Origin of the sequence: Chryseobacterium bernardetii (assembly GCF_003815975.1) — a bacterium.
Lineage (GTDB): Bacteria > Bacteroidota > Bacteroidia > Flavobacteriales > Weeksellaceae > Chryseobacterium > Chryseobacterium bernardetii.
In genome coordinates this window covers 4,624,933-4,637,971 of the sequence record NZ_CP033932.1, presented here as the reverse complement: position 1 = coordinate 4,637,971, position 13,039 = coordinate 4,624,933, and the positions used below count along the sequence as shown (strand labels likewise).

Sequence of the window (13,039 nt, the reverse complement as noted above, 5' to 3'; positions counted from 1 at the left end):
TGATGTATTGAATACCAGATTATTGATAATGAATCTTAAAATAAATGAAGGGTGAATTTTATAATAAGGTATGATTCGCTTTAGGGATATCAGGTTTAATAAAAAATACACATCCTCCTGCAGTCAAAAATAATATTCCGGAAACCATAATTGCTGTGGAAGGGTTATTATTCAAAAGAAAATTAAAAATAGGCCCAAAAGACAAAGTCTGGATAAGCATCGGAATGACGATCATCATATTGATCACGCCCATATAAATCCCTCTTTTGCTGTGCGGAATTGATGGAGAAACCATAGAATACGGCAACCCCATCATTGAAGCCCAGCCAATTCCCAATGCGATCATAGGAAGCAGGATCAAATATTCATTTTTAATAAAAGGCAGGGTGATAATGCCTAAGCCTGTGAGTAAAAGACAGAATATGTACGTGTTTTTAGAACCGAATTTTTTCGCAAAAGGAACCAGAAGCAAAGCAGAAAGCATCGTAACAATATTGTATGAACCATTCATTAATCCTGTTTGCCCTACCGCAACTTCCACCTGGTGAAGAATTCCTTTAGCCCAACTTAAGTCGGAAACGGCAATAGAAGCTCCTTTTTTAGCACTTTCGAGTAAATTATTGGCTTTTGTTTCTTCGGCTTCGGAAATTCCGTACAGTGACCATTTGAGCATTGGCGTAATGAACTGCCAATACACAAAAAGTGCATACCATTGGAAAAGATACACCAAAGCAAGCTGCCAAAGAACTTTCGGCATTTCTCTGATTGCGACAATGATTTCTATAAAAGGTGTAAAAAATGTACTTTTTTCTTTTGCTATTCTTAGTTCTTCAATTTCCTCTTCCGTTGGTGGAATTTCAGGCGTTTTATACACAGACCACGCTACAGATGCAATTGAACAGAAAGAACCCAGAAAAAAAGAATAATAAACCCATACAGGAATTCCTCCGTTTGCAGAATTACCGCCTAAATATTTCTGAAAAACAAATAAGGAAAGATTTGCAAGCGTGATTCCCGCACCTACAAATAAACTCTGCATCTGAAAACCAAAAGTCTGCTGATCTTCGGGAAGTTTGTCTCCGATAAAAGCGCGGTAAGGCTCCATTGCTGTATTGTTTGCCGCATCCAGAATCCATAAAAGTCCTGCGGCCATCCAGATTGTAGAACTGAAAGGAAATAAAAACAGGGCAATACTGCAAAATAATGCTCCTAATAAAAAGAACGGTTTTCTACGTCCCCATTTTGGGCTCCAGGTCTTATCGCTGATTGCTCCAATTAAAGGCTGGATCAGCAAACCCGTAATAGGGCCCGCCAGATTGAGGATGGGAAGCTGCTCTGCGTGGGCTCCCAGAAAAGAATAGATAGGATTAACCGCAGTCTGCTGAAGTCCAAAACTGTACTGAATCCCAAAAAATCCGACGTTCATATTCCAGATCTGCCAGAAACTCAGCCGCGGAATGATTCTTTTTACGTTCATAAATCTGTGTTTACAAGTTCATAGTTTTTTCCAAGAATAAGGTCTGCATTATTTTTGAAACTACGGATAATCTGATGTTCAATTTCCAGAACTTTTTCTACAAACTCGCTTTGCTCATCACGATTGCGCTTCATACGGTTTTCGTGGGTATCTTTATAATTGCGGTCTATGAAGATTTTAAAATCAAATTTTTCGATCTCAAGAATATAGGTTCCCTCTACAATAATAACTTCGTACTCCGAAACATTAATTTTTTCATTGCTGATTATATTATCGCTGTAATACACCAATGGTTTTTCAATTTCCGAAACTCCTGTTTTAAAATCTTTTATATTCTGAGACAGCTTTTCAAGATCCACTTCCTGGATGCCCACATTTTCAAGAGATTTTAAACGGTTTTCATGGTTGGTTTTCGGGGGCAGCTTAAAATAATCGTCCATCTGTAAAACCAGACTTTTTATATTCTCCTGCTCCAGAATTTTTTGTATTGCAAAAGCTGTTACAGACTTTCCGCTTCCGCTTTCTCCCGCAATTCCTATTGCAATTTTCTGTTTTCCGTTGAATGAAAAACGCTTCTTCAATATTGCTGTTATCTCTTTGGCTGTTGCCAGATGTTTTTCTTCTAATTGTATAATATCGCCAACCATTTTTGCTTTTTTAAGATGAAAAAAATTGAAAGTAATTCTTTTAATAAGTCATTAAAAGATATCCTGATGCAGAAAAGCAAAGCTGTTCTGTTCCCAATGGCAATAACTGATCTGTGGAATAATATTCCCTGAAATGCTCACCTTTTTCAGCCATTAATTCTTCGTATTGTTTGAGAATCATTTGAGGAATATCTTTTACTCCTTTATGTTTCAGCCCGAGACAGAGCCAGCCTAAAAATATTGGCCATGAACCACCGTTATGGAAATGGTACGGTTCGTTTTTGAAACTGTAGCTGTAGTTGTTTTCCAGCAGACGCCAGTCATCATCTCCGGGGAAAATTACCGGATAAAATGCGGGAAGCATCCAATGTCTGAATTCATTCTTTACTTCATTTAGAAATTCCGAAAAAGCATTTACATCAAGGTCAAAGCCAAGCAAAAGAGCGAGCGCATTTCCTGCCAGATCGAAACGTACGTCATATCCGTTTGCATTCAGTGAAGCGCAGAAATAGGGTTTTGCTGCAACTTTTGCATAAGCTGTTTCATGATATTTAGCTGAATCTGAGCTGTTTTTAGTTTTATAAAAATTCTCCTGAATCAGATTTTTTGTGTTTTCGGCTAAAGTTTTTAATGTTCTATCATCATACATTTCAGCGGCATTTTTTAGAGCCCAATATCTGAGAACGTTGTCATACAAAGTATATCCGGAAGTTACATATTCGTCTGCCCAGTTTCCGCCCAACGGACTGTAAACCAATCCTCTCTGATTATATTCCCAGCTTTTAAGGCAGGAAAGGGCTTTATAAATATTTTCTTTCAGCCCTTTTTTAAGCTCCTGGTTTCGTGTTATTTTAAGGTATTCACACGTTGTAACGACCCACCAGGTGGTGGCATCGGTTCTTCCTACGTGTGTTCCGTAGCTTGCCTTATCATTAACTACGTTGGAAGGGATCTGCCCGTTTTCCGCCTGATGTTTAGCGAGTGTAAGAACAGATTTTTCCAATCCGGCGAGAATTTCCTCATCATGTATTAAAATTCCGGCATATCCCGTCATCATAGAATCTCTTGCCCAGACTCTTGCGTAATTGTCTCTCTGTTGTGCAGATGCCAGAATTCCTTCTTCTGTAATGGCCTTCTTTATAATTTCAATGGCTTCCCGTTTAAACATATTTTATTTTTTTTTGAAGAAATGCGGAATAAACTTTCATTCATTCCACATTTAAGGTAAAAGTATTAAAAGTCAAATTTTACAGTTGCGCTGTAGCTGCTTCCCGGAAGCGTTCTTGCTCTTACGATTCCGTTTCCTCCTGCGATAGATCCTTCTTCAGCTTCTGTAACTGCAATTGTGTTGAAGATGTTGTTTGCGTTTACGCTTACCGAAAGATTTTTCATCAGCTGATAAGAAATATAAGGGTTTACAATCGCATAACCGGGCATGATCAGTTTGTTTGAATCCTGAGTGTACGCTTTTGTAGCGCCAATCAGGTAGAAACCAACGTTCAGCTTATCAACATTGAAGTTAGGGTTTACAGAGTACATGAATTTAGGGGTTCTTCTGGGCGTGTTTCCAACAATAGTAGGATCAAGTGCATTTTTAATTTCTGCGTGGGTATAGGTAAGTCCTGCTTTGATGTCAAAACCTTTTGTAATTCTGTAATATCCGTCTAATTCTATCCCAAGAGACTGGTATTTGTTTTCTGTTTTTCTCTGCGTAGTTGCTTCATAATTCGCTTCTTTAGTTCCTGCATAGAAAAGAGTAGTGTTCAGTAAATATCCTGCTCCTCTCAGTTTGTAACCGGCTTCCACCTGATTTACTTTGTTTACTTTTACTGCATCCAGCCCAGGGTCGTCATTATTGGTATAGTTGTATGCTGAGAATAAAATTCTGTCCGCAGAAGCACTTCCGCCCTGGCTTACTCTTGCAAATACTGCATTTTTACTGTTCAAAGCGTAATTAGCACCTACTGAATAACCGAAAATTCCATATCTGTAGTTTACGGGAACATTGATGTTATCATTGGAACCAACCATTTGTTCAGGAATATCAATGACTCCGTTTCCGTTCATATCACGGCTTGTGTACGTAACTGTTCCTCCTGAGAAAGTACCAGTTACTTTTCCGATATCGTATCTTGCTCCTGCGTCAATTGTTAATTTATCAGTTGCGTTAATTTCGATCTGTGCATGAGGGGCGGTAATATCATATTTTGTATTGTAGTTTCTTTTTAAATTTCCCCAGTCTTTCATTCCATAATTAAGCAGCCCCTGATCTGTGATGAAAGCTCCTGAAAGGTTCTTAACATCTACCAGCCTTGCATTGCTGTCGCTTACTTCCTGGATATAATTGTTCCACATCCAGTCCATATTGATGTTTTGTGTAGCTTTGTACAATCCTGCATTAAACTTCACATTGCTCCATTTTTTGCTGATGTTAAAATCGTTCACAAAATTATTGAAGTTATTAAGCTTTACATTGAAAAGTGCCAATTTCATATAATAAGCATTCATATCAACCGGAGTGTTGGTTCCTGAGTAAACTGCACTTCCAAAATTGGTAAAGTTAGCTGCTGTAAAGAAATCGCTTCCTTTGCTTACGCTTGCAGGGAATGGGGCTATAAATTGTCCATTGTTTGCTGAATAACGGATTCTATCTTCAAATTTCCAGCCTTCTCCCAGATCATAATTGAATTCAGCGCCTATCGTTTTTGAAATGGAATGCATTCCGTCTGAAATATCACTGTTGAAGATATTTCCGTCGTTCCCTAGTGTTCTGTCGTGCTGTAAATTGATGGTCTGTAAAGCGCCATTCAGGATGTTGTAGTTGGATAAAGAAGACCATTTCGGGTCTGCATCTGTTCCTGAAACGGCAACCGGCATTGGCATATAGGCTGCAGTTCTGTCATCCAGAAATTTAGCATAAATTCTGAAACTTCCTTTCCCGAATTTTCTCAGTATGGAGACTCTGAACTGTCCGCCGTTATTAGAATTGAAACCTGTTTTTCTTGGCCCGTCCCCGATTCTGTAGAAACCTCCCAAAGCTAAAAATGTATTGTCTGCGATTTGTGTTCCGTAATCGAAATCTGTTCTGTAATTTTTATAGTTCAGACCTAATTGCTGAGTGATGCTTCCGCCTTCCTTTTCCCCTGTTTTGGTAATAAAATTGATAATTCCCGCAGGAGAATTACTGGCAAAAACTGATGCAGAACCTCCTCTTAATGCTTCCACTCTGGAAACAAAAGAATCGAATCTTGTAAACTGGTCCTGGGTTCCGAAAGCAATATCTCCGAACTGCATAACTGGTAGGCCATCTTCCTGAATCAAAAGATATCTGGAGCCTCCTGCTGAAACCGGAACTCCTCTTACTGTAATATTGGAGTTACCTTCACCACCTGAAGATTCTGAACGGATTCCCGGAATCGTGCGGAAAATTTCGGCTGTAGTTCTGGGAGCTGAGTTTTCTATATCTTTCATTTTTAAAGTGGATATAGAAGTACTGGTTTTAATAGAAGCTTTAGGATTGGAATTTCCTGTAATCACTACTTCATCAATTGCTTTACCTTTTGCAATTGTATCATTTTCTGTACTTTGGGAAAACATAAATGCAGCTGTATTCATAGCACCCAAAATGAGAAGTCTGGTAAAAATCTTTGATTCCATATTTTTTAGGAGTTTTTAATTATGGTCTAAAAGTATTTTTTTTACCCTATGTAAAATGAACTTTATCCTCTATGTTAAATTATTATTAAATTCAAACGTTTGCGCAAACGTTTGCGGTGGATAACTTAATTTAATTTTAACTTTTATTTAACTTTTGTTTTGTTTAAATTAACATTTTTTAACTTAGATTTACCTCCAAAACATCACTAAATTAACCCAAAAATTGCCTCAATTAACTTAAAATGAAAAGAGTCACAATAAAAGACATTGCTGAAATGCTCAATATCAGTATATCTACAGTATCCAGAGCGCTGAAGGATCATCCTGATATCAGTAATGCTGTAAAGCTTAAAGTAAAAGAGGCAGCAGAGGCTTTTAATTATATCCCGAATGATTTCGCCATCAATTTCCGAAAGAAATCATCAAAAGTGATTGGGCTTATTATCCCTGAAATGTCAATGTTTTTTATTCCTTCTATTATTAAAGGGATATCTCATGTGCTTCACAGAGAAGGATATCATTTTTTTTTGTTATCATCGGAAGAATCTTTAAAGATGGAAAAGGAAAATATTATGACCTGCATTAATTCCCGTGTAGATGGTATCCTTATTTCTCTTACAAAATATACAAAAGATCTTTCCCACCTGCAGAAAGCTAAAGACATTGAGCTTCCTATTGTTATATTTGATAAGACTATTTCGCAAAATCATTTCGATGAAATTGTTTTTGATAATGGCCTGAATGTAAGGATGGCTGCTGAAAAGCTGATAGAAAGTAACTGTAAAAGAATACTTGCCGTTTTTGGTGATGAAAACTTGAAAATAACACAAACCAGGAGAGATTTCTTTCTTGAAAAACTAAAAGAACATCCGGAAATAAAATGCAGGGTTATATACTGTAAATCTGCTGAAGATGTAAAATATCAACTCAATACAATTCTTAATGATGAACATTTTGATGGCTATTTTGCCATGAGTGATGAAACTCTTGCAGGATTACACAGTTCATTAATTAAAAGTAAATTACAAACATCTGCAATAAAGGTAATTGCTATCACAGAGGGGATTCTCCCCAAGTACCTTGATGATTCTTATGAATGTATCATTAATGATGGTTATCATATGGGAGCAATGGCAGCATCAAAAATTTTGGAAATAATAAAAGGAAGCAAAATTTAGACCGGCATCAAAGAGTGAAATCTTCAAATGTTGGTCTTGTGAGTTCAACGAGCATATCTTCAAACACTTTTGTTGATGATTTGTTCGTTTGAGCCAAATTAATAATGAATTACCAAGTTCATTTCTATCAGATAATTTCATTTTAGGCGTTTAAAACAATCAAAGTTGATATTCAGTTTATTTCTAATGCCTTTTACACCAAAACTGCTGTTGTGTATTATTTGTTTTTAATTTACACTGATGTCATTGTTCCCTTATGTTTGAAGTTCAGTCTGCTCCTACCGGGCTTATGTTATTGGTGATCCAGAAGAAGTTGCAGAAAGATTTTATGGCATAGTGAGGCGTTAGGCGGTATATCAAGATTTACATTTCAGATGGATAATCCCGGACTGAATCAAGATGATATGCTTAGGGGCATTGAATTAATTGGGACAAAGGTAATTCCTATTGTCAATAAAGCCTGATTATTTTTTGACCGCTCGGGATCGAATTCTGCTCAGCGTTTCCTGCGTAATACCTAAATATGATGCAATCAGATGCTGTGGAAATCGTTGCGAAAACTCAGGGTAGCTATCAATGAGCATATTATATCGTTCTTCTGCTGTCATACTTATGGCAGCATTGATTCTTTTCTGAGTGGCGAAAGAATATTTTGGTCTAAATGACGGGTGAGTTCATGCATAATAGGAAGTGTGAATACTTCTTCTCCGGCTTGTTTTGTTAAGACCAATAAATCAGCATCTTCACATGCCTCAATATTGAAGGAAGAGGGTGAAAGTTTTTCAAAACTTTCACGATCACCTACCCACCAGCCTTCAATATAAAGGCTTATGATATGTTCGGTACCTTTAATATCTGTACTGTATTTTTTCATGGAACCCTTAGCAAGAAATCCCATATAACTACTTACATCCCCTTCATGCAAAAAGAATTCCCGTTTTTTGAGTTTATAAGGAACAAAATTATTTTTTATAATGTTAATTTCATTAGCTGCTAAAGGTCTAGAGACCCGTGAATTGATGTATTCAATTAAAGTGTCGTACATTAGTTATAATTGTAAATATAAATATACTGAAAGTTATCATTACAATCAAGATTGTTAAAAATAATCTATATTAGGAAATTGATTATTAATTATAATTTCTGATCATGAAAGAAAAATTGAGAATACCGTCTGAATTGCTGAAATAAAGAACATTGTTACATTTCCTTTTGTCCATTATGATTTTAGATAATAAATATTGGATAGTTCAAAATAGAAAATTTGCAGAATAGTATATTAGAAATGGCGCCACTTGTCTTAAAGTGACGCCATTTGGTTTTTTGTGTGACCTTAACGAGCGTATCTTCAAACACTTTTATTGATTATTTGGTTAGATTAAGCAAAATTAAAAATGAATTATGTCCCCCCAATTTATCATACAAATTCTATTAGACTTTTGTTTAATGCAATTAAGTTTTAAACACTTGTAGAAATTAATGTTGGAATAATAACTGTTTATTTGGCTGTTCGTTCTTGTACCCATAAACGAAGAGATTTCGAAACATTTGGTGGGAAATTTAGAAAGGACCTATAGAAATCCTTATCGTTTAATAAGTCTTCTTTGTCTATCATAACTATGTAATGGTTAAAAAATAATAAAAAGTTATTTCCGTAAAATTTTTTGAGCTCTAAGGGGCTCAAAATTTTCCAGAATAACTTTTTAACTTACACAGTTAATGAGACACTACCAAAAAAATAATAGTAATGATAGTATATTGGATTAATTCCATTTAATTCCTTATCTGAATAAGGTTTGATTAGTAATTGTCAAATAACATCATAACCATTAACTCCTAAAATAAAGTAATGTTCAATTATTCTTTGAGCTTTCTTGCACATCGATAAAAGATCATTTACTGATGTGTTGTCGAAGCTAAAGTCATCATGGGTTTTCACAATATATTCAGTTACTATTTCAATATTCATTAAATCAATTTCTGTTACATCGGTTTTCAGCCTATTTTCTTCTTTGAAGAAAGGAATTTTACGGAAAATAGAATCGTTAAACCGGAAGAGATGTATTGTTTTCATTGTAAACTATTTAATAGGATGTAAAATTTAGGTTGAGGCTTTGTCAAGAAAGCTTATCTTTTATTTTTCTGTAGATCCTTTTTTTAGTTAAGGTACGTTCTGATGGTAATGGGTACAAGCCGCCTGAAAGGATATACAATAAGCTGCCCCAAAAATTATTTTTCCTACATAATTCATGACTGTAGTTAGTTAATATTTTTATGTATTCGTGTTCATATTCCTTTGCTTCCTGTAATGTGTAATTTTCTGGAATATCTTTAATAATATCCATAACATTTTGGTTAAAGGTTTTAGGTGAATATTTTTCTACAATGTCTAATTCAAGCCTGCACATCCCGATAAGTGGAGTAAGTAAAGAAAAAATTTCATCATAAAAATTATAAATATTTACCTTCCAAGATAATCTTTCTTCTTCCGGTAAAATCTGAATAGTCAACAGAATAAGTTTTTTATGGATTACTTCCATTTCATCTGTGTAGAGTTTGTTTTGCTGCCAGAATATGAGTGAATTGATTTTATTTTTTTTAATAATATTTCCCAGTATATATTCAAACTGGATTCTAATATTCTTTATGTTCTCACTCAGGTCTTCTAAAACAGACTGCCACAGGTTATGCTGGCTTAAACTGCAATATGTGCTAAATATCAATCTTGATTTGTTAATAAGCTGTTGTAATTCTTTTAACATTCTAAGAATTTCTTTAGCGTCTCTTTCTAAGGTTATGTTGGTATTTCGCAGATAGAACAGAGAAGTAAACTGGGAATAATAGGCTCTTCGTGAAATATTTTTTTTATTTCTGAGTCCCGATTTGCTCTTTGAATGCTTGATTAACTTTTTCATTAGAATTTTATTGTAGATCATTTTTCTTCATAGTTCCTTTTTCAAAGGATTTTTGTTGTATGATAAGGGAAACAAGATATTGTCTTAAATCTTTTATCGTAATATTTTTTTCTTTCCCAGAAAAAAATAATGGAGTTTCATCTAGAAGTTCATACAGTTCAGGAAATTCTTTTTGGATTTCAACTGTTTTTTTTAATATCTTTTTCGTTAAAATAGATATAGTGTTTAGATTATTCATAGCCGCTTTTTATTATTGTTACTATTATCTTAAAGCGTTTATTTCCTTTTATCGAATGAGATTTATGGGCTGGAACGATAATGCATTCACCTTCTTCCATAAAATAAGAAGTTCCGTCTATAATGATTTCTGCTTTGCCTTCAATAATTTGTGCAAAAGCATCAAAAGGAGAAGTTTTTTCGGGTAATCCTTCTTTTTCATCAAACGATAAGGCATTGATATTGCCCATTGGCTTTTCCAGTATAGTCCTATTGAATACAGAATTTGATATGCATTCCACTATCTGACTGGTAATATATACTTTTGATTTTTCAAATTCTTGATGATTCATTGCAGTTTGTTTAAGTATGTAAGATTAAAATCTATTGTAAACAAAAGGGATAGAACTGTCTAATATCCCATCCCTTTTTTCAGTTAAGCTTTTGATAAATATTGTTCATCATAGGCTTTAACTGTCCTTGAAAACAATTTATGAAAGATTGATTTCTTTGATAATATTGAGAACTTCTTCACGGTTTTTTCTTAATCTGTTTCCGATTCTTTCCAGCATTTCCTTTTCTTTACCTTCTTCAAGCTTCAGGTCGTGGTCCGTTAATGTTGAAAATTTTTCTTTCAATTGTTTTGATTGCACATCCCAGTCTCCTGGAATTTTGAAAGATTGGTTGCCTTTGTTGTGGTTTGTGTCCATAAGGTAGGTTTTAGTGTAACTTCATTGCTACAATACAAAGTTGGGTGTTTATTAATCTATTGTATTACAGATTGTTTCTTTTATGTTGCACATATCACACTTTTACAAAATTTCAGCTTATTTTTGAGAATCTGAAATACGGTTGATCATAAAAACAGTGTTTTGATGACTCCTTATGAAGTAATAAAGGTTATTAAGTTTAGGAAATCATTACAAACTTAAAATACTACTCAATAATTCCAAATAAGTGATTAATTATTTGTACCTTGCTGAATGATTGCATTGAGCTGACAATCTGGACTCTAAGATCCAGCGTATTCACTTCTTTTCTTTTCACTATTTAATACCTCCGGCATACCTCTCTGTTCCCATTCAAATCATTTATAAAACTGTTTTTGATAAAGAGAATATAAATCTGCTGATTCTCTCCAAAAGAGAATTCAACGGTAAAAAAATTATTAATGTTTTTATGTATATAAAAAAATATTTAAGGATGTGGACATTTTTGATTCCTATCCTGGCATGGTTCTCTTATGTTGGAAATTCTGTTTTTTCTTCAGGGTATTACTCTGTGATTCTTACTTTATTTTTAATAGGAAGTGTTTTAGCTGCGGTGTACCATTCCGAAGTTATTGCGCATCGTTTGGGGGAACCATTTGGAACTTTGCTTTTGGCATTTGCCATTACGGTAATAGAAGTAGGGCTTATTATTTCCATTATGATGGGAGCAAAAGGTTTAGAAACCATTACTCTTGCCAGAGATACGGTTTTTGCTGCAGTGATGATAATCCTTACGGGAATCATTGGAAGCTGTATTGTCATAGGATCCTTACGATATAGAGAACAGAGCTTTACCTTACAGGGAGTAAGTACGGCACTGATTACACTGACCTCTGTTATTATTTTTGTGCTTATTCTGCCCAATTATACGGTAAGTCACCTCGGAGGCGAATACACGTCCCTCCAACTGCTTTTTATCGCCTTGATTTCTTTAGGGCTTTATCTTGGATTTACCATGATCCAAACTTTTAGACATCGGAGCTTTTTCATTTCTCCACAAAACAAATTATCCGAGAATCTGCCTGTAGAAAGCAATAATAAAATAATTTCCACAAAACAATTGTATATCAATTGTATATTGTTAATTTTATCCCTGGGAATAGTCGTTTTGCTGGCAAAACTTCTTTCAAAGGATGTTGAACATATAGTTGTTTCTGTGGGTGCCCCTAAATCTCTTGTAGGTATCATTATTGCTGGTATTGTTCTGCTTCCGGAAGGTCTGGCTGCATTCAGAGCTGCAAAAAGTGATCAGATTCAAACTTCATTAAATCTGGCTTTTGGTTCAGCTTTAGCGAGTATCGGACTAAGTATTCCTGCGATTGCCATTATATCTGTAATAACCGGTATAAGAATGACATTGGGGATAGATATCAAATCAACAATACTTTTAGGGCTGTCTCTTTTTATTATTACTGTTTCACTGGCAACAGGCAGAACTAATATCATGCAGGGAATTGTATTGATCGCTATTTTTTTAATTTATCTTTTTATTACAATTGTACCATAAACCTATTTAAGTTATGCATTATATAGCTTGATATATAGTGAAACGGCCATCTTTAGTTTATATGATATGATGGTTGATATAGAATATATTTCATCAAATGAAGCCACAAAAAACGTTTGAAGGCTCATGATTATAAAGGTATTGCCCAAATATTGAAATATCAAATAAAAACTAATGAGATAACATAGAAACTGGTTCACAACTTGGGTTAAGCCAATACTTTAAAAGTTTGAAGAAGTACTCTGAACAGAAAAAAGATTTTGCAAATAAAAATTATTTATCGATATGACTAGTAAAAAATATTACTTCCACGATAAAAGTCAGAATATTATATCAGAAGATCAATTAATTGGAAAAAATATAGATGATATAGAATGTTTTCTGACTGATTATCAGTTACAAAAGCTACATACAATAGAGCGTGTCTATATCTTGAAAAAAACATTTTTAGGAATTTTTAAGACAAGATTGTATTTATATCTTAGTGAAGATACAATATATAATTATGCTATTGAGAAAACATAACATTTCTATACTTTATCATTCTTCCCTCAGATAGCAATTATAATTTCCCATACAAAAGTCATTACATCTTGCAAAAGAAATCGAAAACTGTGTAAATAAAAAATCCTCGCTATTATGTGTGGATTTCTGTAGAGGTATAATCACATT

12 protein-coding genes are annotated in these 13,039 nt (G+C 34.4%); 2 read left to right on the top strand and 10 right to left on the bottom strand.

Annotated elements, in window-relative coordinates; translation table 11 throughout:
• Nucleotides 1-58: 58 nt before the first annotated feature.
• The 4 genes from EG339_RS21170 to EG339_RS21155 all read right to left on the bottom strand — a co-directional run bounded on the left by EG339_RS21170 (nt 59) and on the right by EG339_RS21155 (nt 5,781).
• On the bottom strand, nt 59-1,477 hold the full coding sequence (locus EG339_RS21170) for an MFS transporter (RefSeq protein WP_123871862.1): 1,419 nt from the start codon (nt 1,475-1,477) through the stop codon (nt 59-61).
• The gene (locus EG339_RS21165) at nt 1,474-2,124 is read right to left on the bottom strand and encodes a hypothetical protein (RefSeq protein ID WP_123871860.1); all 651 of its coding nucleotides are present in this window, start codon (nt 2,122-2,124) and stop codon (nt 1,474-1,476) included. Before EG339_RS21165 ends, EG339_RS21170 begins: the two co-directional genes overlap by 4 nt.
• A gap of 40 nt (nt 2,125-2,164) precedes the next feature.
• The gene (locus tag EG339_RS21160) at nt 2,165-3,292 is read right to left on the bottom strand and encodes a glycoside hydrolase 100 family protein (protein ID WP_123871858.1); all 1,128 of its coding nucleotides are present in this window, start codon (nt 3,290-3,292) and stop codon (nt 2,165-2,167) included.
• A 65-nt stretch (nt 3,293-3,357) separates the two neighbouring features.
• The gene (locus EG339_RS21155; protein WP_123871856.1) at nt 3,358-5,781 is read right to left on the bottom strand and encodes a TonB-dependent siderophore receptor; all 2,424 of its coding nucleotides are present in this window, start codon (nt 5,779-5,781) and stop codon (nt 3,358-3,360) included.
• Nucleotides 5,782-6,023: 242 nt separating this feature from the next.
• On the opposite strand from EG339_RS21155, the gene EG339_RS21150 reads away from it, so the two are divergent.
• Nucleotides 6,024-6,959 carry a LacI family DNA-binding transcriptional regulator gene (locus EG339_RS21150; RefSeq protein WP_123871855.1) on the top strand — a complete coding sequence of 312 codons (936 nt, stop codon included), beginning with the start codon at nt 6,024-6,026 and terminating at the stop codon, nt 6,957-6,959.
• Between the two features lie 610 nt (nt 6,960-7,569).
• On the opposite strand, the gene EG339_RS21140 is transcribed toward EG339_RS21150, so the two are convergent.
• The 6 genes from EG339_RS21140 to EG339_RS21115 all read right to left on the bottom strand — a co-directional run bounded on the left by EG339_RS21140 (nt 7,570) and on the right by EG339_RS21115 (nt 10,800).
• The gene (locus EG339_RS21140) at nt 7,570-8,004 is read right to left on the bottom strand and encodes a Crp/Fnr family transcriptional regulator (RefSeq protein ID WP_123871853.1); all 435 of its coding nucleotides are present in this window, start codon (nt 8,002-8,004) and stop codon (nt 7,570-7,572) included.
• 765 nt (nt 8,005-8,769) lie between these two features.
• Entirely contained in the window at nt 8,770-9,033 is a 264-nt protein-coding gene (locus EG339_RS21135; RefSeq protein WP_047430076.1) for a hypothetical protein, read from the bottom strand.
• A 43-nt stretch (nt 9,034-9,076) separates the two neighbouring features.
• A complete protein-coding gene (locus EG339_RS21130) occupies nt 9,077-9,874 on the bottom strand; it encodes a hypothetical protein (RefSeq protein ID WP_123871851.1) in 798 nt (265 codons plus the stop codon).
• 7 nt (nt 9,875-9,881) lie between these two features.
• Nucleotides 9,882-10,112 (bottom strand): hypothetical protein, encoded by a 231-nt coding sequence (locus EG339_RS21125; RefSeq protein ID WP_123871849.1) that lies wholly within the window; start codon nt 10,110-10,112, stop codon nt 9,882-9,884.
• Nucleotides 10,105-10,443 (bottom strand): cupin domain-containing protein, encoded by a 339-nt coding sequence (locus tag EG339_RS21120; protein WP_123871847.1) that lies wholly within the window; start codon nt 10,441-10,443, stop codon nt 10,105-10,107. Before EG339_RS21120 ends, EG339_RS21125 begins: the two co-directional genes overlap by 8 nt.
• A 138-nt stretch (nt 10,444-10,581) precedes the next feature.
• Nucleotides 10,582-10,800: a hypothetical protein gene (locus EG339_RS21115; protein ID WP_047430084.1), complete on the bottom strand. Its 219-nt coding sequence runs from the start codon at nt 10,798-10,800 to the stop codon at nt 10,582-10,584.
• Nucleotides 10,801-11,269: 469 nt separating this feature from the next.
• Between EG339_RS21115 and EG339_RS21110 the strand changes: the two genes are divergently transcribed.
• Nucleotides 11,270-12,367 carry a calcium:cation antiporter gene (locus EG339_RS21110; RefSeq protein ID WP_047430088.1) on the top strand — a complete coding sequence of 366 codons (1,098 nt, stop codon included), beginning with the start codon at nt 11,270-11,272 and terminating at the stop codon, nt 12,365-12,367.
• Nucleotides 12,368-13,039 lie beyond the last annotated feature (672 nt).